Raw genomic sequence first — 25,656 nt, 5'->3', positions numbered from 1 at the left:
CTAGATGAATGAGTCCGATGTTTTCAGTGGTCGTAGGCGATCAGTGAGCGTTTGACTGCGGCGCCGGTGGTCCAGTTGTGCCAGATGCCGGCGGCCAGGGCGAGGAGTCGTTGTCCGGTGCGGGCGAAGACACCGGCCGGGGTTCTGCCGCCGTGGTGTTCGAGGCTGAGCTGGCCTTTGAGGGTGTCGATGACGGCCTCGATCCACTGTCGGACCCGGGCGATCTTCCCGTGCCGGACCGGTTCGTCCTTGCGGTCCGGCCGCACGAGGTGGGCGCCGAGGCGCTCGCTGACGAAGGTCTCGAACTCCTTCCCGGCAAAGCCCTTGTCGGCGAGGATCACCTGCCCTTGGCGGACGAGGTGGTGGTCGTGTTCGAGCAGGGCGGCCATCACCTCCCGCTCGCCGATCTTCGGGTTGGCCAGACACCAGGTGACGGGCATGCCCTCGGCGGTGGTGACCAGGTAGAGCCGGAAGCCCCAGAAGAAGCGGGAGTGGCTGCGGCAGTAGCCGTATCCGCAGTGCCCGGCCAGTTCGGAGCGTTTGACGGTCTCGCGGGAGGCCGCGCAGGGCAGCGGGGTGGAGTCGATCAGCCGCAGGTCGTCGTTCCAGGTCGGCACCTGCCGGGCCAGTGCCTCGATCACCTGGCTGATCAGCGGACCTGCGGCGTTGAGGCGCTTGTTGTAGGCGGACTGCTGGGGCAGGTAGCGGAACAGGTGTCCCAGCCGGGCATGCGCGAAGCGGATCCAGTGCCGGGCCGAGGGGAAGCCGAGCAGGACCTGGGCGACGGCCAGGCACAGCAGTTCGGCGTCCGTGAGTTTCGGGGGTCGCCCGATCCGGCGACAAGGCGCCACATGGTCGTCGATGAACACGTACAGTGCCGCCAGAAGGGCGTCCAGGTTTGTTTTCACACACTGACCAACGGGCGCCCTTCGTCATGGTCGCGACCAGCACGAACATCGGACTCATTCATCTAGCCGCCCCACCCGATCGTCGATCCCCTGAATCGAGCCCCGGCCGGGTCCCCGTCCGCGACCCCGGTCGGCAGACCCTGACGGGAGACCGGACCACGCACAACGAACCACGCACAACGAACCGCGCATAACGAACCGCGCATAACAGAATGCGCACACCGAACCGCCGACAACAGACCACGGGCCGTTAGCCCCGCACAGCAGGCCCGACCTGTGGGGGCGCGGACGTCAGACCCTTGGAAACGCGCCGATGCCCCGTCGCGCGAGGCGGCGGGGCATCGGGAAGAACAAGCAGAACGGAGGTCAGGCCGCCGGCGTGGAGCTCGTCGAGGCCGCGGGCTTCGCGTCCGAGGAGGACGAGGAAGACGTCGACGTCGAAGAGGCGGATGTCGAAGACGAGGTCTTCGACGACGCGGGAGAGCTGCTGGACGACGAGCCACGGCTGTCGTTGCGGTAGAAGCCGGATCCCTTGAACACGATGCCGACCGCGGAGAACACCTTCTTGAGGCGTCCCTTGCAGTTCGGGCACTCGGTCAGAGCGTCATCCGTGAACTTCTGCACCGCCTCGAGGCCCTCGCCGCACTCGGTGCACTGGTACTGGTAGGTCGGCACTTGTCTTCCTCCTGGCACTCACACTCATCGAGTGCTAACGACGATCCATAGTGACGTATTCCGTCGGTTCAGTCCACCGCCACGGGAACTCGGTGACCGATACCACGTGCCGCGACCCGGCTCGCCGGGCGGGGGTGGAGCCGCGAACGGAGGGCGATGAGGGTGACGAGTGCGAGCAGCGTGCCCGCCATCGGAACCAGGAATCCGGCGCTGGCGCCGTGGGCGTCGGCGAGCCGGCCGGCGACGGTGACGGCGGCGGCCTGGCCCAGCGCCACGGCGCCGGTCAGCCAGGTGAAGGCCTCGGTGCGGGAGGTGGCCGGGACCAGGGTCTCGACGATCGTGTAGCCGGTGATCAGGGCCGGGGCGATGCACAGACCCACGACCAGTCCGAGGGCGCCGAGCAGCAGGACGGAGTGGACGGACCACAGAAGGGAGGCGGCGACGGTGAGACCGGCGTAGCCGAGGAGCAGACGACGGCGCGGGCCGACCTTCCAGGCGACGGCGCCCATGGCGATGCCGGCGAGCATGTTGCCGGCGGCGAAGACGCCGTACAGGAGGCCGTTGGCGCCCGGGTTGCCGATCTCCTCGGAGAAGGCGGTGAGGGAGACCTGCATGCCGCCGAAGACCGAGCCGATGCCGAGGAAGGCGATGACCAGGACCCGGACGCCGGGGATGGACAGGGCCGAGCGGCGCGGTTCGCCGTCGGCGTGACCAGCCGCGGCGGCCAGACCGTGAGCGGGCTGGGTGGCGCGCTGGGCGGCGAAGAACAGGCCGCCGACCAGGGTGAGCGCGGCCTCGGCGATTAGGCCGGCCGCCGGGTGCACGCCGGTGCACAGGGCGGTCGCGAGGACGGGGCCGACGACGAAGGTGAACTCGTCGGTGACCGACTCGAACGCGGCGGCGGTGGGCATCAGGGGCGTGCCGTCCAGCTTGGCGGCCCACCGGGCCCGGACCATCGGGCCGACCTGCGGCACCGAGGCGCCGGAGGGGACCGCCGCGAGGAACAGGGCCCACAGCGGGGCGCCGCCGAGCGCCAGCGCGACGAGAAGGGAGACGGAGGCGGTGTGGATCAGCACGCCGGGGACGAGGACGGCCCGCTGGCCGAGGCGGTCGGCGAGCTTGCCGCTCTGCGGAGCGAACAGCGCCATGGAGACGCCGGTCACGGCGGCGACGGCACCGGCGCTGCCGTAGGAGCCGGTGGTGTGCTGGACGAGCAGCACGATGCCGATGGTCAGCATCGCGAACGGTTGGCGGGCGGCGAAGCCCGGCAGGAGGAAGGAGAGTGCTCCGGGGGTGCGCAGCAGCTGCCCGTACCCGGGCCGCTTCTCGGAGACGACCGTGGACTCCACGGTCCATGCCTTTCTGCCGCCTGGTAGCGGGCCGTGCACGGTGGTGCGGGCGTCGCCGAGAGCTGTCCTCTTGCGCGGAACTGCGGTAGATACCGGGCTCCTCTGCGGAGGGCGCCTCGGCCGCCATACGGTCGCGCCAGCTCTGCGTCAGGCAGAGTTGGTTCGATCTAGTGTGCCTTCATGGTACAGGGAAGGGCGTGTTCCCGCCTGGGAATGCGCCGCTGACCCGAATGGATACCTGCGATCAACCGGATGTTCGTCTGGGGGACCTCCGGAAGGGCCGACGGAGGTCGGTCTGGTCGCCGTCGGGGGCCGCGGTGGCTCGGGGGCCGCCCGTGCCGAGCCAGCCGGCCAGCTTTCCGCCCTGGCCGACGGCCCGCAGCCGGCGTTCGGCGGCGTCGCGGACCGGGTCGGTGGCGACGACGAGCAGCTCGTCGCCACGTCGCAGCACGGTGGCGGGGCCGGGGACGAAGCTCTTGTCCTCGCGGACGACCAGCGTGACGGCGGCACCGGGCGGCAACCGGAGCTCGGCGACCTCGACGCCGTGCATCCGGGAGCCGTCGGGGATGGAGACGGACAGGAGGTGTCCGCGCAGCCGCTCCAGCGGGGCGGACTCGACTCCCAGGTCGGAGGCCTCGCCCTGGTCGCCGAGCTTGAGGGCCCTGGCCAGCCAGGGCAGCGTCGGGCCCTGGACCAGGGTGTAGACGACGACCAGCACGAAGACGATGTTGAAGATCCGCTCGCTGCCGTCGATCTCGGACACCATCGGGATGGTGGCCAGGATGATCGGCACGGCGCCGCGCAGGCCGGCCCAGGACATCAGGGCCTGCTCCTGCCAGGGGATGCGGAAGGGGAGGAGGCTGACCAGGACCTCCATGGGCCTGGCGATCACGGTCAGGACCAGGCCGATGACGATGGCCGGCCAGAAGTCGCGTACGAGCTCATGGGGGGTGACGAGCAGGCCGAGCAGGACGAACATGCCGATCTGGGCGATCCAGCCCAGGCCCTCGGCGAAGCCCCGGTTGGCCGGGGCGTGCGGCAGCTTGGCGTTGCCGAGCACCATCGACGCCAGGTAGACGGCGAGGAAGCCGGAGCCGTGGGCCATGGCGCCGGCGGCGTAGGCGACGACGGCGATGGCCATGACGGCGATCGGGTAGAGGCCGGAGGCGGGCAGGGCGACGTGGCGCAGCCCGTAGGCGCCGGCGAAGCCGACGGCGAGGCCGATGGCGGCGCCGATGGCGAGTTCGAGGGCGATCTCGCCGACGAGGACGTACCAGGAGTCGATGGGGCCCGCGGTGGAGAAGGCGACGACGAGGATGACGACGGGGGCGTCGTTGAAGCCGGACTCGGCTTCGAGGACGCCGGTGACGCGGGACGGCAGCGGCACCTTGCGCAGGACGGAGAAGACGGCGGCGGCGTCCGTGGAGGAGACGACGGCGCCGATGATGAGGGCCTGCCGCCACTCCAGGCCGACCACGTAGTGGGCGGCCGAGGCCGTGATGCCCACGCTCACCGCGACGCCGACGGTCGACAGCATGACCGCCGCGGGCAGCGCGGGTTCGATCTCCTTCCACTTGGTGCCCAGACCACCTTCGGCCAGGATCACCACAAGTGCGGCATAGCCGATCACCTGGGTCAGTTCGGCGTTGTCGAAGGCGACGTTGCCGATGCCGTCCTGCCCTATGGCGATCCCGATCCCGAGGTAGAGGAGGAGGCTGGGAAGCCCGCTCCGGGACGAGATGCGCACCGCCGCGACGGCGATGAGCAGGACGAGCGAGCAGATGAGCAGGAGTTCGTTGAGCTGGTGGACAGTCAGTGGCCGTTCCTTCCCCTCGCGTGTGCCGGCCGAGTGTTCCTCCACGCCGGTACTTCGTTACCTTACCTAATCTTTAATGGCGCCTTGACGGCTCCTTGGTGTTGCATCGCACATCAGCACGGCTGAGAACGGCCTCTTCCTGACACCGCGTCCGGGCCCTCCGGACGCTGCGCCTAAGGTTGCTCCCGTACTCCAGGACCACCCTGCCCCTCGAAGGACAGCGATGCCCTCCAACACGACCGCGCCCCCCGCCAAGAAGAAGGGGCGGCGCGCCCGCCTGATCGTCCTCGTCCTGGTCCTCGCGCTGCTCGCGGGCATCGGGTACGGGACGTACTGGGGCGTCAGCACCGTCCGCGGCTCGTTCCCGCAGACGACGGGCACGATCCGGATCGACGCGCTCTCCGGCCCCGTCGAGGTCAAGCGCGACGCCTACGGCGTCCCGCAGATCTACGCCGACAGCGAGGCCGACCTGTTCCGCGCGCAGGGCTACGTCCAGGCGCAGGACCGCTTCTACGAGATGGACGTCCGCCGCCACATGACGGCCGGCCGCCTCTCCGAGATGTTCGGCAAGGACCAGGTCGACACCGATGCCTTCCTGCGCACGCTGGGCTGGCGCCGGGTCGCGCAGCAGGAGTACGACAAGGTCCTCTCGGCGGAGACCAAGAAGAACCTCCAGGCCTACGCCGAGGGCGTCAACGCCTACCTCAAGGACCGCGACCCGTCCGACATCTCCGTCGAGTACGCGGCCCTGGCCTTCAGCAACGACTACAAGATCGAGCCGTGGACCCCGGTCGACTCGGTGGCCTGGCTCAAGGCCATGGCCTGGGACCTGCGCGGCAACATGCAGGACGAGATCGACCGCTCCCTGATGGCCGGCCGGCTGGAGCCGGGCCAGATCAAGGACCTCTACCCGGGCTACCCGTACGAGCTGCACCAGCCGATCGTCGACCGGGGCGGCGTCGACAAGATCACCGGCAAGTTCGACCCCGAGGCCAAGGCGAAGAGCGGCGACGACGGCACCGCCGCCGGGGGCACCGGCACCGGCACCGGAAGCGGCCGGAACGGCATCCAGTCCCAGCTCGCCGCGCTCTCCGACACCCTCGACGGGATCCCGGCCCTCCTCGGCCCCAACGGCAACGGCATCGGCTCCAATTCCTGGGTGGTCTCCGGGAAGTACACGACCTCCGGAAAGCCGCTGCTGGCCAACGACCCGCACCTCTCGCCGATGCTGCCGTCCCTCTGGTACCAGATGGGCCTGCACTGCCGCTCCGTCTCCGCGACCTGCCGCTACGACGTCGCCGGCTACACCTTCTCCGGCATGCCCGGCGTGATCATCGGCCACAACGACTTCATCGCCTGGGGCTTCACCAACCTCGGCGCCGACGTCACCGACCTCTACCTGGAGAAGATCGTCACCGACGGCTACGTGGTCGACGGAAAGACCAAGCCGTTCATCGTCCGCGACGAGGTCATCAAGGTCGCCGGCGGGGCCGACCGCCCCATCCAGATCCGCTCCACCGAGCACGGCCCGCTGGTGTCCGACCGTTCCACCGAACTCGAGAAGGTCGGCAAGACCGCTCCCGTCGGCAACGCCGCACCCGATCGCGGCACCAGCGGCTACGGCGTCGCCCTGCGCTGGACCGCGCTGCAGCCCGGCAAGTCGATGGACGCCGTCTTCGAGCTCAACCGTGCCAAGGACTTCGCGTCCTTCCGCGCGGCCGCCAAGAACTTCGAGGTCCCGTCGCAGAACCTGATCTACGCCGACACCGCCGGCAACATCGGCTACCAGGCGCCCGGCAGGATCCCGGTCCGCACCAAGGCCGCGAACCACGACGGCACCCTGCCCGCGCCCGGCTGGGACTCCTCGTACGACTGGAAGGGCTACATCCCCTTCGCCGAGCTGCCGTACGAGTACAACCCGAAGCGCGGCTACATCGTCACCGCGAACCAGGCCGTGATCGACGAGAAGAAGTACCCCTACCTCCTCACCCGGGACTGGGGCTACGGCTCGCGCAGCCAGCGGATCAACGACCTCATCGAGTCGAAGACCAAGGACGGCGGCAAGATCTCGCCGGACGACATGCAGACCATGCAGATGGACAACCGCAGCGAGATCGCGACCCTGCTCAACCCGCTCCTGCTGAAGATCGACATCGCCGACCCGCAGGTCCGCGAGGCGCAGAAGCTCCTCGAGGGCTGGGACTACACCCAGGAGCCGGACTCCGCCGCCGCCGCGTACTTCAACGCGGTCTGGCGCAACGTCCTCAAGCTCGCCTTCGGCAACAAGCTGCCCAAGGAGCTGCGCGTCGAGGGCGAGTGCATCAACGTCCGCGTCACGGACGTCACCGGCCCGGTCGACGAGCAGGGCAAGCTGGTGCCCGAGTGCGGCGAGCGCGACCCGGAGACCGCTCAGCCGGACGGCGGCGACCGCTGGTACGAGGTGGTGCGCCCGCTCCTCGAGCAGGAGAAGAACGAGTGGTGGAAGACGCCGGGCGACCGGCTGAACGCCCCCACCGAGACCCGCGACCAGCTGCTCGCGCAGGCCATGAAGGACGCCCGCTGGGAGCTGACCGCCAAGCTCGGCAAGGACGTCTCCACCTGGAGCTGGGGCCGGCTGCACCAGCTGACCCTCAAGAACCAGACCCTCGGCACGGCCGGCCCCGGCTTCCTGCAGGCGCTGCTCAACCGCGGCCCGTGGAACCTCGGCGGCGGTGAGGCGGCCGTCGACGCCACCGGCTGGAACGCGGCCGGCGGCTACGACGTGATCTGGGTGCCGTCGATGCGGATGGTGGTCAACGTCGGCGACTGGGACAAGTCCCGGTGGATCAACCTCACCGGCGCCTCCGGCCACGCCTTCCACAGCCACTACACCGACCAGACGGACAAGTGGGTGAAGGGCGAGCTGCTCGACTGGTCCTTCGGCCAGGCGGCGGTCGAGGCCACCACCCAGGACACCCTGAAGCTGGAGCCGTAGGGCCCCGGCCGGACGGCTCCTCAGCGCTCGAAGCGCCGGACCCCCTCCGGGGTCACCACCGCGTGGACGGGGTGGTCGTGCGGTTCCTCCGGGACCCGCGCGACCACCTCGTTCGCGTACAGGAGCACCACCAGCGCCGGATCCGCCCCCGCCTGGGCCAGCCGGGCGAGGACGCGGTCGTACGAACCGCCGCCGCGGCCGAGGCGCATGCCGCGCCCGTCGACCGCGAGCCCCGGCAGCAGCACCGCGTCCGCGGAGCACACCGCCTCGGGCCCGAGGCGCTCGCCGGCCGGTTCGAGCAGCCCGCGGCCCGCCTTCACCAGCCGAGCGGCGCCCTCGTACACGGCCCAGTCCAGGTCGTTGTCGGGAAGCAGCACCGGCAGCAGGACCCGTACGCCCCGCTCGCGCAGCGCGTCGAGCAGCGCGCGGGTGCCCGGTTCGCGCCCCACGGATACGTACGCGGCGACGGTGCCCGCCTCCGCGAGCTCGGCGAGCTCCAGCGCGTGGCGTGCCAGGAGCTCCGCCGTCCGGACCCGGTCCTCGTCGGTCAGCGCGGCCCGGGCGGTGAGCAGGGCGCGTCGCAGGAGCGCCTTCTCGGTCGGTTCGGCGGTCGGCCCGGAGGACGGTGTGGCGGCCGGTTCAGCGTTCGGTCCGGAGGACGGTGCGGCGGCCGGTTCGGCGGCTGGTTCGGAGGACGGCCCGGCGGCCGGTTCAGCGGTCGGTTCGGCGGTTGGTCCGGAGGTCGGACCGGTTGCCGGTTCGGAGGTCGGTTCGGCGGTCAAGACGGCTCGTATCCCTCTTGTATCGGGCGGTAGCGGTACGAGAGTTGGGGAAAGCACACGAGAGCCATGTCCTTCCCATGGCGCCCTCGCAGCGTTTTCGCAGCTTTTTCTCGGCTTTCTCTCATTTCCTTCCCATACCGAACGGCTAGGGTGCTCCGCATGACTCAGACGCCGTCCATCACAAAGGCTGTCATCCCGGCCGCCGGTCTCGGCACCCGGTTCCTGCCGGCCACCAAGGCGACGCCGAAGGAGATGCTGCCGGTCGTCGACAAACCGGCCATCCAGTACGTCGTGGAGGAGGCCGTGGCCGCCGGACTCTCCGACGTTCTGATGATCACCGGCCGCAACAAGCGTCCCCTCGAGGACCACTTCGACCGGAACTACGAGCTGGAGGAGGCGCTCGTCCGCAAGGGCGACGACGAGCGGCTCGCCAAGGTCCAGGAGTCCAACGACCTGGCGACCATGCACTACGTCCGCCAGGGCGACCCGCGCGGTCTCGGCCACGCCGTCCTCTGCGCCGCGCCGCACGTCGGCGACCAGCCCTTCGCCGTTCTCCTCGGCGACGACCTGATCGACCCGCGCGACCCGCTGCTCGCCCGCATGGTCGAGGTCCGCGAGCGGTTCGGCGGCAGCGTGATCGCGTTGATGGAGGTCGAGCCCTCGCAGATCCACCTCTACGGCTGCGCGGCGGTCGGCCCGACCGGAGAGTCGGACGTCGTGAAGGTGACGGGCCTCGTGGAGAAGCCGGAACCGTCGGAGGCGCCGAGCAACCTGGCGATCATCGGCCGTTACGTCCTCGACCCGGCCGTCTTCGGGATACTGGCGGAGACCGAGCCGGGCCGCGGCGGCGAGATCCAGCTGACCGACGCGCTGCAGAAGCTCGTGCAGGACGAGCGGGTCGGCGGGCCGGTGCACGGTGTGGTCTTCAAGGGCCGCCGCTATGACACCGGTGACCGCGGCGACTATCTGCGTGCCATTGTCAGACTGGCGTGCGAACGTGATGATCTGGGGCCGGACTTCCGGACCTGGCTCCGCAGTTACGTCAGCGAGGAGATGTAGCACCTTGAGCAGCAGCGGTACGGCACCGTCGGCCCACGAGGGGGGCGGCCGGGGGCAGGGCGAGGGCCATGACGCTGGCCATGGCCATGACGAGGGCCACGGCGCTGCCGCAGGCCACGACCACGGCCACGGCGCCGCCACCGGCCATGACCACGGCCACGGCGCCGCCACCGGTCACGGCCACGGCCATGGCGCCGTCGAAGGGCAGGACCACGGCCACTCCGGCCAGGCGGCCGGTGACCCCTGCGCCGGTCCTGCCCAGGGCCTGTGGTCCGTCGACGAGCACCTGGCCGACATCCTGGCGGCGGTCGCCCCGCTCGAGCCCATCGAGCTGCAACTGCCCGACGCCCAGGGATGCGTCCTCGTCGAGGACGTCACGGTGCCGGTCGCGCTGCCGCCGTTCGACAACAGCTCCATGGACGGGTACGCGGTGCGGGTCGCCGACGTGGCCGGGGCGAGCGAGGAGTTCCCCGCCGTCCTGACCGTGATCGGCGACGTCGCCGCCGGGGCCGGCGGCCTGCCCGAGGTCGGCCCGGGGCAGGCCGCCCGGATCATGACCGGCGCCCCGCTGCCGCCCGGCGCCGAGGCCGTCGTCCCCGTCGAGTGGACCGACGGCGGCACCGGTGGAGGCGCGGCCGGCACGATGCGCCCCGCCAGCGCCGCACCCGAGGGCGCCGGGGGCGAGGTCCGCGTGCACCGCCCCGCCGAGGCCCGCGCCCACGTCCGGGCGCGAGGCAGCGACGTCACCGCAGGGGAGCTGGCGCTCGCGGCGGGCACGGTCCTCGGACCGCCGCAGATCGGTCTGCTCGCGGCGATCGGCCGCGGCACCGTGCGCGTGCGGCCCCGCCCGCGGGTGGTCGTCATCTCCACCGGCAGCGAGCTCACCCAGCCCGGCGAGCCGCTGGCCGAGGGCCGGATCTACGACTCCAACAGCTTCGCGCTCGCCGCCGCCGCGCGGGACGCCGGAGCCATCGCCTACCGGGTCGGCGCGGTCGCCGACGACGCCGAGTCGCTGCGCTCCGCCATCGAGGACCAGCTGATCCGGGCCGACCTGCTCGTCACCACGGGCGGTGTGAGCGTCGGCGCGTACGACGTGGTGAAGGAGGCGCTGACCGCGGACGGCGAGGTCGACTTCCGCAAGCTGGCGATGCAGCCGGGCAAGCCGCAGGGCTTCGGCATGATCGGCCCCGACCACACCCCGCTGCTCGCGCTGCCGGGCAACCCGGTCTCCTCGTACGTCTCCTTCGAGCTGTTCGTACGGCCGGCGATCCGGGCCCTGATGGGGCTCGCCGACCGGCCCGACGCCCAGCGGCCCCGGGTGCGGGCGGTACTCAAGGCGGACCGGGCGCTGTCCTCGCCGGCCGGGCGGCGCCAGTTCCTGCGCGGGACGTACGACGCCGAGTCCGGCACCGTCACCCCGGTCGGCGGCGCGGGCTCCCATCTGATCGCGGCGCTCGCCCACGCGGACGCGCTGCTCGTCGTACCGGACGAGGCGACCACCGTGGAGCCGGGCGCGGAGCTGGAGGTGCTGCTCCTCGGGTGAGGAGGGGCCCGGGCCGGATGACCACCACCTGGTCCTGATCCGGTGGACGGGCCTCGGTGGGGGTACCGTGTCGTCCCACACAGCGACCGGGAGTGTCACGGCCATGAGCACGCAGCAAGGACTCACCCACATCGACGACGCCGGGGCGGCCCGCATGGTCGACGTCTCCGCGAAGGACGTCACCGCCCGTACCGCCCGTGCCAGCGGACGGGTCCTCGTCTCGCCGCGCGTGATCGAGCTGCTGCGCGGCGAGGGCGTGCCCAAGGGCGACGCGCTGGCCACCGCCCGCATCGCGGGGATCATGGGCGCGAAGAAGACCCCGGACCTGATCCCGCTGTGCCACCCGCTGGCGGTCTCGGGCGTGACGCTCGACCTGACGGTCACGGACGACGCCGTGGAGATCCTGGCGACGGTGAAGACCACCGACCGCACGGGCGTCGAGATGGAGGCCCTGACGGCGGTGTCGGTGGCGGCGCTGACCGTCGTCGACATGGTCAAGGCGGTCGACAAGGGCGCGGTCATCTCCGACGTACGGGTGGAGGAGAAGACGGGCGGCAAGTCGGGCCACTGGACGCGGAGCGCCTCGTGACCCGCGCGGGCAAGGTGACGGGCGCACACGAGCACCATGAGAACCAGGGGCACCGCGCCGAGCACCGCGGACCCGAGGAGCAGGCTCCGGCAGCGCTCGGTGCCGACACCGGCGGTGCGCTGCTCGCCCCGTACGCCGCGCTCGTCGTCACCGCCTCCAACCGGGCGTCCGCCGGTGTCTACGAGGACAAGGGCGGTCCCCTGATCGCCGAGGCGCTGCGCGGCATGGGCTTCGCCGTCGACGGCCCGCAGGTCGTGCCGGACGGTGCGCCCGTCGAGGCGGCGCTGCGCGCCGGCGTCGAGGCCGGGTTCGACGTGATCGTGACGACGGGCGGTACCGGGATCTCGCCCACCGACGAGACGCCCGAGGTCACCCGGCGGGTCCTGGACCGCGAGATCCCGGGCATCCCGGAGGCGATCCGCGCGTACGGCCGGGAGAAGGTGCCGACGGCGTCGCTGTCGCGCGGGCTCGCCGGTGTCGCCCGGGGCACGCTGATCGTCAACCTGCCGGGTTCGACGGGCGGGGTACGGGACGGTCTCGCGGTCCTGGAGCCGCTGCTGATCCATGCCGTGGACCAGATCCGCGGCGGTGACCACCCGAGACCCGCGGCGGAAGCGGGTCCGGAGTCATGATCCCGTCCTGGCCCGTGGTCCTGGTGGACGGCGAGGTGCTGCTCCGCCCCATAAAGATGCGCGACCAGCGGGCCTGGCGCGAGGTGAACCGGCGCAACCGCGACTGGCTGCGCCCGTGGGAGGCGACGGTTCCGCCGCCCGGTCCGGGCGGGCCGATGGCCCAGCGCCCCACGTACCGTCAGATGGTGCGCCATCTGCGGGCGGAGGCGAACGCCGGGCGGATGCTGCCGTTCGTGATCGAGTACCAGGGGCAGCTGGTCGGGCAGTTGACGGTGGCGGGCGTCACCTGGGGCTCGATGTGCTCCGCGCACGTGGGGTATTGGGTGGACCGTGCCGTCGCGGGCCGCGGCGTCATGCCGACGGCGGTCGCGCTCGCGGTGGACCACTGTTTCCGTACGGTCGGACTGCACCGGATGGAAGTGTGCATTCGCCCGGAGAACGGCCCCTCGCGGCGGGTCGTGGAGAAATTGGGATTCCGCGAGGAGGGGCTGCGGCCGCGTTACCTCCACATCGACGGCGCCTGGCGTGACCACCTGGTCTTCGCGCTGACGGCGGAAGAGGTACCGGAAGGTCTGCTGCGTCGCTGGCACCAGTCGCAGTCGCGTCGGCAGCACCAGTAATTCCCATAAGTGTTCGAATTTGATCGGCGGTTGAGTGTCAATCGATCTGAACAATCACAAAAAAGTTCAGTGATATCAGCCAGATCGTGCGACACACCGGCCCAATTGGCCGATGCCCTCACCCGAACCCCTCTACCGTGTGAAGCGTGAGCAGCAGCGGCCTCATCTACGCAGTCATCGTCGGGGCCTGGGCCGCCTACTTGGTGCCGATGTGGCTCCGCAGGCAGGACGAGCTGAACGAGGCCCGTCCGACGGAACGCTTCAGCACCGCCATCCGGCTGCTGTCCGGACGGGCGGGAATGGAGCGCCGTTACGCCAAGGAGCTGAGGGACCGGGATCGTGCGGCGGACCACGTGGCGCCCGACGTGGACCCGGACGCGGAGACGGAGCAACTGAGCTCGGTCGACGTCCGGGACTTCTGCGCGCCCGCGGCCAGGACGGAAGCCCGCCTGGAGGTCCCCGACCCGACCCGGACTCCCTCCTCGCCACAGGCGTCCCCCCAGGCCTCCGGCCACGCCCAGGCGCACGCCCCGGCGCACGCCCAGGGGCAGGCGAAGGGACCGGCGCACGCACCCGCGCACGGCCCGGCACAGGCTTCGGCCTCCGCGCCGGCTCCGGGCTCCGTGCCGGCGTCCAAGGCCTCCGCCCGGCGCGGCGGCGCCGGTGCGCCGGGCGCGGGCGCGGCGGCGGAGCGCGCCCGCAGGACGAAGGTCCTCGCACGACGCCGGCGCACGACCGTGATCCTCTTCCTGGCGTTCACGCTCGGCGCGATCGTCGCGGCCGTCGGCGGCCTGGCGCTCCTGTGGGCCCCCGGCATCCCGGCCGTCCTCCTCAGCGCGTACATCGTCTATCTGCGCGTGCAGGAGCGGCGGCGGTTCGTGTACGTGATGGACCGGCGCAACGCGGAGGCCGCCGCGGCCCGGCTGCGCGAGAGCCGCCGCCCCGCGCCGACGCCCGAGCCGGAGCCCGCCCAGGACCGGCCCGCCGAGCCGCCCGTCTCCCCGCAGGAGGCGGACCGCCGCGCGCTGGTGGAGCAGACGGACCACGCGGAGTGGGTCGACCAGCAGCGCGAGCGCGGCCCGGCCCGCGGCGACAGCTGGGACCCGATCCCGGTCCCGCTCCCCACGTACGTCACCGCGCCGGTCGCCCCGCGCGCCTCGAGCGGTGTCGACGTCACGGACCCGGAGACGTGGAGTTCGGCGCGCTCGTCCACGGTGGCCGACCCGGCCCCGACGCCGGCGCCTGCCCCGCGTCAGCGCACCACACCGCCGCGGGGCCGCCGCGACCACGGCCGGACGCCGCTCTTCGACCAGTACGCGGACGACGACCGCCCGCGCGCGGCCAACGAGTGACCACCCGGCGGCCGGATCACCCACCCGGCCGCCCTGGTCGCCCACCGCCCGCCTGCCGGGACGGCGAGCGACCGCCCGCGGCAAACGAAGGTCGCTGACCTGCGGAGGAACGGATTTCCTCGGACGCCGGTCGGGATGCTAATGTTTCACACGTCGCAGGGGCCTGTGGCGCAGTCCGGTAGCGCACCTCGTTCGCATCGAGGGGGTCAGGGGTTCGAATCCCCTCAGGTCCACAGACGGATCGTTCTTGAGATGGTTCCAGGACGGTTCACGAGATCCCATCCGATCACTTCGATCGGATGGGATCTCGTCGTTTCTGGGCCTTCTAGGAGGTCTGGGTGTCGGTGGCGGGGCGGCGTGGCGAGCGTGCTGCGCGTGCTCACCTGGCTCCGGGCATGGGGAAGCACGCCGATGGTGGTCATCAGCGTGCTTCTGCCATGTGGGGTTGTTCCGCGTGGGCTCGGTCAGCGGGCGGACGGTGGCGGGCGTCCTGCCGGCGCCGCATCACGGGCGTGCACCCCGTAGGAGCGCGGCCGCCTGTTCAAGGGAGAGCGGGGGTTCCCAGTGGAGGGTCCGAGAGCCGCCGCCGATCTCTTTCCCGCTGCTTGTGCGATTAGTACGGGGTTGATGCGCTGGCGCAGCAGACCCACGATCCAGGTCGTCCGCAGTCGGTGTGCCTCAAGGCGGGGCAGCCCCGCGTGCGGGCAGTGCCGGAGCGACCACGAGCTGACCAGGGTCTTCGCGGCCCCGGCCTTCCTTCTCGGGCGGAACAGGTAGGTGTCCCCGGCCAGTTCACCGAGGGCTACTTCCCACTCCGCACGGCAGGCCACCAGGCGGTCCAGCCATGGCGGGTCGACCAGCACCACGTCCTGCGGCATGGCGCGCAGATCGTGGCCGCGTACCGCATGGAGCTCGCCAGGGGCCAGTCCGCACCCGGCGGCAGGTTTGTTCATGTCGTCGTACTGGGTTTCTCCGCCCTCCTTGCCTTCCTCTTCGTGCGAGGGCTCGACGAGAGCCGAGTTCTGGGAAGTGTCGCCCTGGTCGACGTGATCGACTCCGATGGCTCGGTGAGCTCCGCGCGCGTCGTGGATGTCATCAGGTCGGTCGCGGCCGAGAGCCGAGTCGGTGTGGCCCGCGAGGTGCCGGATCTGAAGAACCCCGAGGGGCTCCGGCATCTGTACCTCGCCACGGGAGACCGTGGGTCGGCGACGGGGGCGTGGCTGGACGAGGGTTACCCGTCCTTCAGCCGGAACGTCGAGACCCGTGTCCATCCCATATCCGAGATCGAGCACCTCGATCCCCGCGGCGCCTACCACGTCTTCGGGCCGCCGGAATCCGTCGACGCCCTGGTCGGCGAGTTCGGCAAGCTCGGGCTCCGTGTGAACGTGGCCTACCCGCTGTCCTACGCGACGCTGGCGACCGACTACTCAGGCGATCCCCTGCCCTGGTCGCTGGGCGTCATGGCCCTTGCCGTTGTGACCCTGACCGGGGCGAGTGTGTTGCTGCGAGCGAAGACGTACGCCGTTCTTCGCCTGCAGGGCATGTCCTACACGGCCATCCTGATGCGCGATCTGAGGCAGACAGCGGGCTTCTGGCTCGTCTCCTTCGGTGGCGTGGTGGCGGTGACGCTCAGTGCTCTCGGTCTTTACAACGGCTGTGCCAGGCTCGGTCTGTTCGCCTCGATCGCCCTGGGAATCGCCGCCTTTCTGACCCTCCTCGTGCTCGGCTCCCACGCCGCGGTGCTCGCGCTCGTCTTCCGGGTCGGAATCCTTTCGTCCCTGAAGGGCGAACTGCCCTCGCGAGCGGCGACCATCAGCCTCTACGTGGTCCGCGTACCGGCGCTCCTCCTCGCTCTGAGCATCGCGCTGAGCGTCGTCATGGCCGGCCAGAACGTCCTGAAACGCCAAGAGAACCGCGACGTCTACCGAAGCGTGGGGGATGCCGTCTCGATTCGTCTCAGCGGTGCGTTCGCCACCCGACTCGACGAATTGGACCGAAAGGTCGGGCCGTGGCTCCGGGCGGCGGATGCGCGAGGCGAGATCGTCGTTGCCGGCCGGGGGGATCTCCAGATGACGGCACCGGATGCGAACCTGCCGGCGGGCGAGATCCTCATCGTCAACGAGACCTACGTCCGGGAGCAGCCGGTTCTCGACCAGGAGGGCCGGCGCTACGTCCCCGCAACAGGCGGCACCAGGACCTCGCAGCCCCGCCCCGTGCGCGTGATCATTCCCGTGTCTTACGCTCCCCACACGGAAGCGATCACCAAGGCGGTCTCCAGGAAGCTCGACCCGGGGCTCAGCCGGAACATCCCCGTCGAGACGCTCGGCGCGAAGAACGGGCAGCGACTTTTCGGGTACAACACCGGTGCCCTGGTCTACAGTTCGGCGCACCCTGCGAACGAGGACAGATCGCTGATGCGCGATCCGATCGTGGTCGTGGTCCCGAACGGGTCAGACTTCCTCACCGACGACGCCTACGCCACCTTCGCAACTCAGGAAGGCGTCATCTTCCCCGACCCCGACGACGCCCTGAACGCCATCGCGTCGGAAGGGCTGCGGGACTATGTGTCGTCCGTCTCCCCGGTCGGGCAGCGGATCGCAACGGAGCTGAGTGACGCGGTCGGCGACTTCCGGCTGCAGATGTTCAACCTGGCCCTTGCGGTGGCGGTGCTCCTGGTCGCGGGGGTCGGAATCTGCATCATCTACACGAGGAAGAACGCCCAGGCCATCTTCGTGCGTCACATCAGTGGCTGGACGTTTGCCGCATCCCACCGCTTCATTCTGGCGGTGGAGGCGGCCATCGCGATCGTCTTCGCCATACGGATTCCCATCGAGGTGTGGCAGCAGAACCGGGAGATCGCCGAGTTCACCGCGGCAGGTCTGCCGGCCCCCTTCCCTCCGTTGCGCGTCGGACTCGCAGACCTGGGCATCATCGCCGGCCTTGCCGTGGTCGAACTCGCCGTGATTCTCCTCGCCCTATCGGCGTTCCACCGCAGGATCGTGAAGGAAGGCGCATCCGAGGCATGACTCCTCGAGACATCCGAGGCGTGACTCCTCGAGAGCCGAAGCAACCCCCATCCAGCCGGAGTGCAACTGTGATTGACGTCGAGGGACTGTCGAAGAGTTGTGGCGAGCGAACGCTGTGGCGCGATGTCAGCCTGACGGTCGGTCCTGGCGAAATGCTCGCCCTCGTCGGTCCGAGCGGCTCCGGCAAGTCGACCCTCCTGAACTGCCTGGGGCTGCTCGACAGGCCGAACGCCGGGGTCATTCGCCACGAGGGGAAGGACATCACACGTTTCGGCAGGCGCGAGGCACGCCTGTTTCGCAGGGATGTTCTCGGCTACCTCTTCCAGGGGTACGCCCTCATCGAGAACGCCACCGTCGAGGAGAACCTGGAAGTGGCGGTGAAGCCGCGTCGCGCGCTCCGGGACCAGGCCGGCCCGTCCGTCGCGGAAGCACTGCAGCGCGTTGGGCTGGCTGGGCGGCACAAGGAGACGGTCCACCGCCTCAGTGGTGGCGAGCAGCAGCGTGTGGCTCTCGCCCGTCTCCTCGTCCAGCAGCCGAGGCTCGTCCTCGCGGACGAGCCGACCGCCGCTCTGGACCGTGACAACACCGGCATGGTTCTGGACTCGCTACGGGAAATGAGCCGAGCCGGGTGTGCAGTAGTGATCGCCACACATGACGACACCGTCCGTGATGCCTGTGACAACGTGTTTGCCGTGGGAGCGCCGCTCGTATCCAAGTGAGTCTGACAGCGGGGGAGGCGTCGAGGCCGGCGGGTGGGAAACGATCTCTGCCGGCTTGGGAAGCGATCTTCGTACGCTTCTGAAAAGCCTGGTCAGGGGTACCGATCAGAGGTGGGTCGGCGGATGCCGGGGGCGACCTCTGGCAATGGAGCCTCGCCGAACTTCTGCCTGGCCCATGAGGAGCGGTCAGCGGGTTCGTAGGGTGGCGCAGGTGAACGTCGTGTCCTGGAGCAGCGCGGGGGTGATGGCGACGCCGGTCAGGTGCTCGGCCAGAGCGAACGCCGCGGGTGAGGACAGATCCCTGTCCGGGGCGTCGTCGTCGAAGTGGAAGCCGATCCGCTGCATGACGTCGAGGAGTTCGTCGGGCGCCGTGCCCCAGCGGTCCTCCGGGAACATGGGGTCGAAGCACAGTCGCAGCGCCTGGTCCTCTGCCCAGAGGAACGTGCCGACGCCGTTGATGTTGACGAAGTGCGAGACCCAGACTGCCCCGGCGGAGGCGGGCAGTGCGCGTTCTTCGGTGACTCCGAAGTAGCCGTTGGGTTCGATCAGCAGGGTCCAGCTACCGACGGTCGTTATGGCGAGCAGCTGTCGGTCCCCTTCCTCCAGGTCGTCGTACTGGGCGAAGGCAGCGTCGACGACTGCGGCGATGCCCTGGAGGGGTGCCTCCGGCCGTCCTTCGAACCGGGACGTCAGCTCGGCGGGCGACAGCCCCCGCACCAGGGTGAAGCAGTACGCCTCGGCGATGTCTGGAAAGTCGTCCTCGAACCATGCGTAGTCCGCTCCGGTCTTCGTCATGCAGCCCATCCTTGCCCCTGCGTCTGACAGTGGACGGCGACCGGTGGCCGGCGGAGTGGGAAACGATCTCCGGCTCGGGCCGTGATCCTCGTGTGCCTCTGGAGTGCCTGGTCGGGCGTACTCGTGGACACCCCACAGACGACGGCGATCCCGTCCGGTCGCAAGACCGGGCGGGATCGCCGCTCTTGTGCGGGGCCTGAAGGTCAGGATGCCTGGGCCTTGTTGTAGAGGTTCTGGGCGTCGGTGCCGAAGTAGGGGCCGAACATGCGGTTCGGCAGGAAGGTGTAGCCGAAGCTGTTCACCGAGGACTGCAGGCCGGTGCCCGTGGCCTCGTTGAAGGACGTGAACCAGGGGCCGCCGCTGGAGCCGCCGGTCATGTTGCAGCCGAGGGAGTGGTCCTGCGAGAACAGGAAGTCCTTCGAGGAGTTGCCCGCGCAGTAGATCAGCTTCGAGCCGTCGTACGGCGAGGCCGCCGGGAAGCCGAAGGCGTACATCGCCTTGTTGTAGCCGCCGTTGAACTGGATGCCCTGCGCCCCCGTGACCGACGTGAGCGTCTGGCCGTTCAGCGGGGCCACGACCGCCGCGCCGACGTCGTAGTTGATGTCCTCGCTCGCCTCCCACTGCGGGGTGGTGAGCGTCTTGGTGGCCGTCCACTGGCCGAAGGGCGCGTTCCCGTTGTCGTACGCGGGGACGAAGACCCAGTTGGTGTGCCAGGCGCCCTGGTACTTCACGCAGTGGCCGGCGGTGATGACGGTGCTGGCGTTCTGGCTGGTCACCGCGTTGCCGGAGCAGGAGGCCGTACGGCCCTGGAAGGTGAAGAAGACCCGCCCCGAGGTCTTCACCACCGCACCGCCGCCCGTCCACGCCCCGCCCGCCTGCGGGAAGGCGGCCGGGCCGACGGCCGACGTGGCCGATCCGGCGGTGACCGAGCGAGCGGTGACCGAACCGGCGGTGACCGAACCGGCGGTGACCGAGTCGGCGGTGGTCGGTGCGATCGTCGTCGGAGTGGCGGCGCGGGGGACCTGGCGCAGGGCGTCCGGAGTGGTCTTCAGGTCCAGGGGTGTCGCCGAGCGCATCCGGTCCGCGGTCCAGAACGCGGCGGTGTCGTGCCGCTGCGCGGCGGTGAACGTGTGGCCGGTGGGAGAGGAGCCGGTGGGGGCGGGGCCGGTGTTGTCGGCCGCCTGCGCGGTTCCCGTCGTGGCCAGCCCGCCGGCGAACAGGGTGCCGGCGGTCAACAGGACGGCTGTGGCGAAGCGATGGCGTCTCACGCATGTCTCCTTCTGCCGAGGCAGGTGGGGGATGAGAACGGTGCGGATCGACGTGCTCGTGCGTGGGCAGCGTGCCAGAGCCGGAGAGGTTTGTCAGGGGCGCGTCACAGCCATTTCCCGCGTTGCGGCCATTCCCGCGTCGTGGCCATTCCCGGGGCATGGTCATTTACCGGACACGGCCACTCCCGGGCACGGTCATCCCCGGGGCACGGTCATCCCCGGGGCACGGTCATTCCCGGGCACGGTCATTCCCGGGGCACGGTCATTCCCGGGTCGCGGCTCTTTCGCGGGGCCGCCCGGTGCGGGCCCTCGGCCGGCGCGCCCGGGCCCGCCAGCCCTCTACAGCGGCTTCGCGAAGCAGCGGCTGTTCGGGTAGTCGCGGTAGTAGCCGAACTTCGCGCACGGCTCGTAGCCGCTCGAGGCGTAGAGCGCGATGGCCTCCGGCTGGGCCGTGCCGGTCTCCAGGACCATGCGCGTGCGGCCGGCCGCACGCGCGTCCGCCTCCAGGAGTGCCAGGATGCGGCGCGCCAGACCCAGGCCGCGGGCCTCCGGGACCACGTACATCCGCTTCAGTTCCGCGTCGCCGTCCGCGTAGCCCTCGTCGTTCGCGTCCTGTGTGCGCCAGCCGCCCGACGCGACGGGCCGGCCCTGGTCGTCGTACGCGAGGAGGTAGAGGCCCAGCGGCGGGGCGAACATCGACGCGTCGAGCGGTGTGAGATCGCCCTCACCGTCGCCGTCGTCATCCGCGTAGCGCTCGGCGTACTCCAGCTGCACGGCGTCGTTGAGCTTGACCGCGTCCGGGTGATCGAAGGAGCTGGTGCGAATATCCATGCGGGAGATCGTACATCTATGCGAAACGTCGGTCGGGTGCCGCCGTTGGGTGTCGGTATTCTCCCGGGATGCTCACTGTCACGACGAGCATCGTGTGTGAAACGCGCGCCCCTGACCAGCCCTGATAAGAGTAGCCCCGGTCGCAGTGACCGGGGCTACGAATCCTACCGCCCGCATCTCGCCGAAGATTCACGGACGGCAGGAGCCTGTAAGGGAACCGACTCCTCCGCTTGGTATACCGGGGGACTGTACTCAAGAAGCGACCGTTTGGGTACTGACCCAAGATCGTCATCCGCCCAGCGTTGGCGGAGTGCCAGCACGACGAACACCCCTGCCCGAAGCAGTCCTCCAACGCCGCAGGGAACTCGGTGTGCGCCTCGCCGAAGCCCGCCGCGCAGCCGGCCTGTCACAGGACCAGGTAGCCGACCGCATCGGCATGGAGCGGCGCAGCATCCAGCGATACGAGCGCGGCGAGCGTGACCCGCGCTTCACGGACCTCGTCCGGATCGCCGACGCCCTGGGTGTCCCCCTTTCCGAGCTGGTGCGGTAGCCCCGGCCGGGGCGCGGGGGACGGATACCGGCCGGGGCGGTCTGGCCCTGCCCGCCGTGGTCCGCCGTGACCACGCCGGGCAGGAACTCAAGGTCGGCCGTCGCGGCCGAGAGGTACGAACCGCGGCGGCACGGTCACCCCCGGCCCGGGCAGCGGCGGCAGGCGCGGCCCGCACTCGGCTCGGTCCGTGTGCCAGTAGGCCACAGCGTGCGCTCCGCTTCCCGCGTCGTCAGCCAGCGGGGTCGCCTCGCCCCGGATCTGCCGGCCGCAGTACGCGCAGAGTTTCGTCATGACTCCTCTCCGTCCTTGGTGTGGCAGGGGCAGGTACAGGTCCGGGCGGGGAACACGAGGTCGCCGTAGCAGGTGCGGACCTCGCCGGTCTTGCACCAGGCGTGCTCGCCGAACTCGCACTCCGGCGTCACCGTGCACCGTCCTCGAGGAGGAAGACGTACAGCGGCGGTCGGCCGTGCTTCGCCGCACAGGAGCGGTGGGCGTAGATGTGCCGGCCGCCGTGCTCAGGCGGCTGGACACGGACACAACAGTCCGGGCCCGGCTCCGGGCAGTAGGTGCAGTGGCGCGCGCGTGGCGGGGCCGCCGTCGGTAACGACACGGGGCGCTCCCTCCGTAGGTCAGCAGATGACCCGACGGTAGAAGCGCCCCGGCGGAGGAGAGGACACAGATCGTGTCCCCTCCCTCAGGCAGCCAGCAGGCCCACCTTGACCGCGAGCTCCGACGCCCGACGGCGCCGGTCGGCAACCTTGGATTCGACCTCCTCCAGGATGATCGACCGGGCGTAGCCGTTGTAGCGGATCGTCTCCGGCGCAGCCTCGTACGCCTGGTCCAGCGTCGCGATCGCCACCTCGGGCTGCCCGTCGAGCTGGTAGCCGCGGGCCTGTTCGATCCGGTGCCGGGCCCGCCGCGGCCGGGATGGGATCGTGTCGGCGTCCGCGCGGGCGGCCTGCCGTACGGACTCCCGGCCGGCATGCAGCTCGACCGCAACCGTGACCGCGTGCGCGCCCATGATGGCCTGCGAGAACGACGTGATCGGGTGGTAGTAGGCGGCAGGTAGCTGGTCGGCCATCTCCCGCGCCGTGTCCCAGTACCGCCACGCATCCGCCGTGTCCCCGCGGCGGGCCGCCGTGTACCCGGCCTCGAACGTCAACGCCCCAGTGATCGCCAGCACGTCGTCCTCTGCGTCCGGGAGCAGCGGGGTGAGGTAGTCGAGGGTCTGCCGGGTGATCGTGTCCGCGGCGTCGTAGTGGTCCGGGCCGGTGTCGCGGTGTGCCTGCGCGAGGAGCCACGCCGACACGCCGATGGTGTGGGGGTCTGCGGACTGCTGCGCTGCGACCATGCTCCGCTCGGCGACCCGCCACAGCAGACTCGGGTCTGGCTGGTACGCCAGGAAGAACTGGGACAGGGAGTACACCTCGGCGAGTACGGCCTGAGCCGCCCGCCACTCTGTTGGGGCTTGGGCGTGCTGCACAGCGAGTTGTGCGTCTCGGATCAGGCCTGGCAGCAGAACGCCGATCCGTTCGCGATGGTCCGGCGCCGAATGCCGAGCTGCCCACGCGGACGCGAGCCGTGCGGCGATGTGTGCCGCCGGAGCCGGTGCGGCGGCCGGGTTGCCGATTGGTAGGGCGTCGACCGCGGCGCGGACGGCGGTGAGCCGGGGGTGGCCGGGGCCGGTGAACAGGTCGACGTGCACGTCAGGGCGTCCCGTGAGGTCGGAGAGGTTCCGGACCCGCAGCGCTTGCGCGAGGCGCATCACCATGTCCAGGCCGGGGGCCTGTAGCTGGCCGAGCTCAATCCGCTTCACCCATGACGGTGACATGCCGATGAGGCCGGCGAGGACTTCGCGGGTCATGCCGCGGCGCTCGCGAAGGATCTTCACGCGCTGCCCGAAAGCGACCGGGTGGGCGTACGGGTCCGGGGTAGCATCAGGTGACACGGCCTTGCCCCTATCTCTGTGCAGACTCGACACCTCACAGCGTAGAGGGCAAGGCCGCAGTCATGTGATCCAGAACGCAGAGAAAGCCCCCTGCCCGGCCCGAAGGCCAGACAGGGGGCTGTTCACTTCACCAGGGCGCTGATCAACCAGCCGCCCGCCGTACCACCAGCCGCCGCCAACCCGGCACCGACCCACACCAGCTTCTCCACCGCCGACAACCGCGGCCCGTGCGACGCAGACGCCTCCGCCTTCGCCTCCAGCACATCCACGCGTTCCTCGACCCGCTTCAGGCTGTCCCGGTGCTCGTCGAGCGCCCGTTCCGTCTGCCCCGTCCGCTGCAGCGCGAGGTCGAGCCGGCCGGACAGCTCAGCGAACCCGGTGCGGATCTCGCCGCGCATCTCCGCCAGCTCCACCGCCACCTGGGTGGATTCCGCCGGCGTCACGAGCGCTGCCTGGGCACCCACCCAACGGTGGACTGGTCACCCACCAGCGAGCCGACGGCGGCCTTCACCACCGACAGGGCCGCCGGTATCGCCGCGATCGCCGCCGCCTTCAGCGCGCTCACGCTGGTCAGGTCGAAACCGTCCGCGAGGACGAGACCGAGAAACGTCACGGCGTACGTGCCGATGGTGCGCTCGACCGTGTCGAGAATGAGACGAGACATGATCAGGACTCCTTGAAGACGAGGGCGGTCAGAACCGCGCCGACAACAGTGACCGGCTGACCGGCCTGGTTGGAGAGCCGGACCCGCATCCCGCGGCCCGGCCCGAGCCGCTTCACGAGCGGCACCACAGCCGTCGTGACGCCCCCGGTGCCGGCCACGTCGTGGGTCGGATGGTCGGCCTTCCACGTGCCGCCGTCGTACTCCGACATGCGGACCTGCACGACCTCGCCGGGCGGGAGGTCCGACACGGTGAGGGAGAGGCTGCCGGTGAACGAGGCAGGGCCGCGCACGGCCACGCTGCCGTTCGGCACGTGGTCGCCGGCGGTGTCCGACCACTCGTTCTCGAAGACGACCGAGGTGAAGCCGCCGCCAGGCGGCAGGGGCATCGGCGTCTTCAGGCCCAGGTTCACGTAGTTGGGCACTTCTCCTCCAGAAGCGGGCGGGGGGTTGGTGGCGCGGGCGACGATGCCCGGGAAGACGACCTCGGTGAACTGGCGGACCCGGGCATCCCCCGGACAGTCCGTGCCGTCCTTCGCCCAGTCGGCGTGGAGCCGGTGATACCCGAACCCCGGATCAGACGCGGTGCGGCAGATCCGCAGCGGGATGCCGTGCGTCCGGTGCAGCCACACCCCGAGCTCGATCAGCCGCTCGACCTGCGCAGGCGTCCACGGATCGGAGCCCTCCAGGTTCGACGCGGTCTCGATCGACACCGCGCCCGTGCCGTCCGGGCGGAGGTTCGCCCGGTAGTTGGCGTCCGCGCGGGTCTCCGTCCCGATGAACTGGCCGAGGTCGCCCTCATAGCCGAGGCCGAAGTGGCTTTCGAGGTTGGTGCTGTCGCGCCAGTACTCGTACACCCGCTTCGCCGTCCACGGCGCGATGATCGAGTGGGCGATGAACTGCGTCGGCCGGATCTCCGGCTGCTGATCCGACTCCGGCTGCAGCTCGTACTTCGTGGCGCCCGGATACCAGGCCATGCGGTGCTCCAGATGAGAAAGGCCCCGGGCCGGCGGCGCGGGGCGGGCGAGGGCGGGTCGGGTCAGGGGCCGGCGTAGGTGAGTCCGACGTACGACCGGTAGCTGCCGGTCGCGAGGTTGAGGTTGCCGCCGGAGTTCTGTGCGGGGACGAGCTCGACGTAGTCGCCGGCCGTCAGCCGGTACGGCAGGGTGCGGGCCTCCACGGTCAGCGGCACGCTTGAGATCGTGTTGGCGAACGAGCGGGCCCGGCCCGCGCCGATCGCGCCGCCGTTGACGTACCAGACGCACTCGCGTGTAGTGCCGCCCGTGGAAGCGTCGAATGCGATGGCGCCGGCGAGCTGCCAGACGCCGCTGCGGGGCACGGTGTAGCGGGTGGGGTTGGTGCCTGACCAGCCACCGAGGAGGTCTTCCTGGACGTCGTCCCAGGAGACGGCGTTTGCAGCGGCGTCACCGCCGGTCGGGATGGATTGCGCGGCCGATCGGTAGGCGCGGAACACGCAGGCGCCGATCATGGCCGAGTCGTTCATGCGGGTCGCGGTGATTCGCATGCCCGCCAGCCACGGGGTGAAGGCCATCGGCTCT

Annotated in this window: 24 protein-coding genes and 1 tRNA gene; 11 read left to right on the top strand and 14 right to left on the bottom strand. The window is 70.5% G+C overall.

Annotated features, from left to right (window positions below):
- Window positions 1-23: 23 nt before the first annotated feature.
- From ESG85_RS17840 to ESG85_RS17820, 4 genes are all read right to left on the bottom strand, one after another.
- Window positions 24-908 carry an IS982 family transposase gene (locus ESG85_RS17840; protein ID WP_128980389.1) on the bottom strand — a complete coding sequence of 295 codons (885 nt, stop codon included), beginning with the start codon at window positions 906-908 and terminating at the stop codon, window positions 24-26.
- 366 nt (window positions 909-1,274) lie between these two features.
- A complete protein-coding gene (locus ESG85_RS17835) occupies window positions 1,275-1,583 on the bottom strand; it encodes an FmdB family zinc ribbon protein (protein ID WP_128980387.1) in 309 nt (102 codons plus the stop codon).
- Window positions 1,584-1,651: 68 nt separating this feature from the next.
- The gene (locus ESG85_RS17830; protein ID WP_128980385.1) at window positions 1,652-2,932 is read right to left on the bottom strand and encodes an MFS transporter; all 1,281 of its coding nucleotides are present in this window, start codon (window positions 2,930-2,932) and stop codon (window positions 1,652-1,654) included.
- Between the two features lie 244 nt (window positions 2,933-3,176).
- A complete protein-coding gene (locus tag ESG85_RS17820) occupies window positions 3,177-4,748 on the bottom strand; it encodes a potassium/proton antiporter (protein ID WP_128980397.1) in 1,572 nt (523 codons plus the stop codon).
- 223 nt (window positions 4,749-4,971) lie between these two features.
- Between ESG85_RS17820 and ESG85_RS17815 the strand changes: the two genes are divergently transcribed.
- On the top strand, window positions 4,972-7,722 hold the full coding sequence (locus tag ESG85_RS17815) for a penicillin acylase family protein (RefSeq protein WP_128980383.1): 2,751 nt from the start codon (window positions 4,972-4,974) through the stop codon (window positions 7,720-7,722).
- 20 nt (window positions 7,723-7,742) lie between these two features.
- Here the strand turns inward: ESG85_RS17815 and ESG85_RS17810 are convergent, their stop codons facing one another.
- Entirely contained in the window at window positions 7,743-8,306 is a 564-nt protein-coding gene (locus ESG85_RS17810) for a 5-formyltetrahydrofolate cyclo-ligase (protein ID WP_128980395.1), read from the bottom strand.
- 357 nt (window positions 8,307-8,663) lie between these two features.
- Here ESG85_RS17810 and galU point away from each other — a divergent pair, with 357 nt between their 5' ends.
- The 9 genes from galU to ESG85_RS17760 all read left to right on the top strand — a co-directional run bounded on the left by galU (window position 8,664) and on the right by ESG85_RS17760 (window position 18,044).
- Window positions 8,664-9,563, top strand: a complete 900-nt coding sequence (gene galU, locus ESG85_RS17805) for a UTP--glucose-1-phosphate uridylyltransferase GalU (RefSeq protein WP_128980381.1) — start codon at window positions 8,664-8,666, stop codon at window positions 9,561-9,563.
- A gap of 265 nt (window positions 9,564-9,828) precedes the next feature.
- Entirely contained in the window at window positions 9,829-11,106 is a 1,278-nt protein-coding gene (gene glp, locus ESG85_RS17800) for a molybdotransferase-like divisome protein Glp (RefSeq protein ID WP_128980393.1), read from the top strand.
- A gap of 103 nt (window positions 11,107-11,209) precedes the next feature.
- Window positions 11,210-11,695, top strand: coding sequence for a cyclic pyranopterin monophosphate synthase MoaC (moaC, locus tag ESG85_RS17795; RefSeq protein ID WP_128980379.1), 486 nt, complete (start codon window positions 11,210-11,212; stop codon window positions 11,693-11,695).
- Between the two features lie 119 nt (window positions 11,696-11,814).
- Entirely contained in the window at window positions 11,815-12,327 is a 513-nt protein-coding gene (locus ESG85_RS17790; protein WP_128980391.1) for a MogA/MoaB family molybdenum cofactor biosynthesis protein, read from the top strand.
- A complete protein-coding gene (locus tag ESG85_RS17785) occupies window positions 12,324-12,947 on the top strand; it encodes a GNAT family N-acetyltransferase (RefSeq protein WP_128980377.1) in 624 nt (207 codons plus the stop codon). The genes ESG85_RS17790 and ESG85_RS17785 overlap by 4 nt, the downstream gene beginning before the upstream one ends.
- Window positions 12,948-13,093: 146 nt before the next feature.
- The gene (sepX, locus tag ESG85_RS17780) at window positions 13,094-14,299 is read left to right on the top strand and encodes a divisome protein SepX/GlpR (protein WP_128980375.1); all 1,206 of its coding nucleotides are present in this window, start codon (window positions 13,094-13,096) and stop codon (window positions 14,297-14,299) included.
- 159 nt (window positions 14,300-14,458) lie between these two features.
- A tRNA-Ala gene (locus tag ESG85_RS17775) sits at window positions 14,459-14,532 on the top strand.
- Window positions 14,533-15,189: 657 nt separating this feature from the next.
- Window positions 15,190-17,325 carry a bacteriocin-associated integral membrane family protein gene (locus ESG85_RS17765; protein ID WP_164986260.1) on the top strand — a complete coding sequence of 712 codons (2,136 nt, stop codon included), beginning with the start codon at window positions 15,190-15,192 and terminating at the stop codon, window positions 17,323-17,325.
- 68 nt (window positions 17,326-17,393) lie between these two features.
- Complete coding sequence (locus ESG85_RS17760) at window positions 17,394-18,044, top strand: ABC transporter ATP-binding protein (RefSeq protein ID WP_128980371.1); 651 nt, start codon at window positions 17,394-17,396, stop codon at window positions 18,042-18,044.
- Between the two features lie 186 nt (window positions 18,045-18,230).
- On the opposite strand, the gene ESG85_RS17755 is transcribed toward ESG85_RS17760, so the two are convergent.
- From ESG85_RS17755 to ESG85_RS17745, 3 genes are all read right to left on the bottom strand, one after another.
- Window positions 18,231-18,839 (bottom strand): DUF6461 domain-containing protein, encoded by a 609-nt coding sequence (locus tag ESG85_RS17755; RefSeq protein WP_128980369.1) that lies wholly within the window; start codon window positions 18,837-18,839, stop codon window positions 18,231-18,233.
- A 203-nt stretch (window positions 18,840-19,042) separates the two neighbouring features.
- Window positions 19,043-20,107, bottom strand: coding sequence for a trypsin-like serine peptidase (locus tag ESG85_RS17750; RefSeq protein WP_128980367.1), 1,065 nt, complete (start codon window positions 20,105-20,107; stop codon window positions 19,043-19,045).
- A 339-nt stretch (window positions 20,108-20,446) separates the two neighbouring features.
- On the bottom strand, window positions 20,447-20,938 hold the full coding sequence (locus ESG85_RS17745) for a GNAT family N-acetyltransferase (protein ID WP_128980365.1): 492 nt from the start codon (window positions 20,936-20,938) through the stop codon (window positions 20,447-20,449).
- 370 nt (window positions 20,939-21,308) lie between these two features.
- Here ESG85_RS17745 and ESG85_RS17740 point away from each other — a divergent pair, with 370 nt between their 5' ends.
- Window positions 21,309-21,488, top strand: a complete 180-nt coding sequence (locus tag ESG85_RS17740; protein WP_246094871.1) for a helix-turn-helix domain-containing protein — start codon at window positions 21,309-21,311, stop codon at window positions 21,486-21,488.
- 287 nt (window positions 21,489-21,775) lie between these two features.
- Here the strand turns inward: ESG85_RS17740 and ESG85_RS36635 are convergent, their stop codons facing one another.
- The 6 genes from ESG85_RS36635 to ESG85_RS17715 all read right to left on the bottom strand — a co-directional run bounded on the left by ESG85_RS36635 (window position 21,776) and on the right by ESG85_RS17715 (window position 25,649).
- On the bottom strand, window positions 21,776-21,910 hold the full coding sequence (locus ESG85_RS36635) for a hypothetical protein (RefSeq protein WP_281288005.1): 135 nt from the start codon (window positions 21,908-21,910) through the stop codon (window positions 21,776-21,778).
- A gap of 272 nt (window positions 21,911-22,182) precedes the next feature.
- Entirely contained in the window at window positions 22,183-23,436 is a 1,254-nt protein-coding gene (locus ESG85_RS17735) for a helix-turn-helix domain-containing protein (RefSeq protein ID WP_128977292.1), read from the bottom strand.
- A 122-nt stretch (window positions 23,437-23,558) separates the two neighbouring features.
- Complete coding sequence (locus ESG85_RS17730) at window positions 23,559-23,879, bottom strand: hypothetical protein (RefSeq protein ID WP_128977291.1); 321 nt, start codon at window positions 23,877-23,879, stop codon at window positions 23,559-23,561.
- Window positions 23,876-24,100: a holin gene (locus ESG85_RS17725; protein WP_128977290.1), complete on the bottom strand. Its 225-nt coding sequence runs from the start codon at window positions 24,098-24,100 to the stop codon at window positions 23,876-23,878. Before ESG85_RS17725 ends, ESG85_RS17730 begins: the two co-directional genes overlap by 4 nt.
- A 2-nt stretch (window positions 24,101-24,102) precedes the next feature.
- Complete coding sequence (locus ESG85_RS17720) at window positions 24,103-25,074, bottom strand: peptidoglycan recognition protein family protein (protein WP_128977289.1); 972 nt, start codon at window positions 25,072-25,074, stop codon at window positions 24,103-24,105.
- 62 nt (window positions 25,075-25,136) lie between these two features.
- Window positions 25,137-25,649 (bottom strand): hypothetical protein, encoded by a 513-nt coding sequence (locus ESG85_RS17715; RefSeq protein WP_128977288.1) that lies wholly within the window; start codon window positions 25,647-25,649, stop codon window positions 25,137-25,139.
- Window positions 25,650-25,656 lie beyond the last annotated feature (7 nt).

The organism is Streptomyces roseicoloratus, from assembly GCF_004117935.1.
In the GTDB taxonomy this organism is placed as follows: domain Bacteria; phylum Actinomycetota; class Actinomycetes; order Streptomycetales; family Streptomycetaceae; genus Streptomyces; species Streptomyces roseicoloratus.
Note: the sequence above shows the minus strand (reverse complement) of the source record. Positions and strands in the feature narration are given on the sequence as shown.

What these genes read in the sequence shown, in the direction of transcription:
- ESG85_RS17815 (WP_128980383.1), top strand. Translation starts at nt 4,972, where the DNA reads ATGCCCTCCAACACGACCGCGCCCCCCGCCAAGAAGAAGGGGCGGCGC.
- galU (WP_128980381.1), top strand. Translation starts at nt 8,664, where the DNA reads ATGACTCAGACGCCGTCCATCACAAAGGCTGTCATCCCGGCCGCCGGT.
- moaC (WP_128980379.1), top strand. Translation starts at nt 11,210, where the DNA reads ATGAGCACGCAGCAAGGACTCACCCACATCGACGACGCCGGGGCGGCC.
- ESG85_RS17785 (WP_128980377.1), top strand. Translation starts at nt 12,324, where the DNA reads ATGATCCCGTCCTGGCCCGTGGTCCTGGTGGACGGCGAGGTGCTGCTC.
- ESG85_RS17755 (WP_128980369.1), bottom strand. Translation starts at nt 18,839, where the DNA reads ATGACGAAGACCGGAGCGGACTACGCATGGTTCGAGGACGACTTTCCA.
- ESG85_RS17745 (WP_128980365.1), bottom strand. Translation starts at nt 20,938, where the DNA reads ATGGATATTCGCACCAGCTCCTTCGATCACCCGGACGCGGTCAAGCTC.
- ESG85_RS17725 (WP_128977290.1), bottom strand. Translation starts at nt 24,100, where the DNA reads ATGTCTCGTCTCATTCTCGACACGGTCGAGCGCACCATCGGCACGTAC.
- ESG85_RS17720 (WP_128977289.1), bottom strand. Translation starts at nt 25,074, where the DNA reads ATGGCCTGGTATCCGGGCGCCACGAAGTACGAGCTGCAGCCGGAGTCG.
- ESG85_RS17715 (WP_128977288.1), bottom strand. Translation starts at nt 25,649, where the DNA reads ATGGCCTTCACCCCGTGGCTGGCGGGCATGCGAATCACCGCGACCCGC.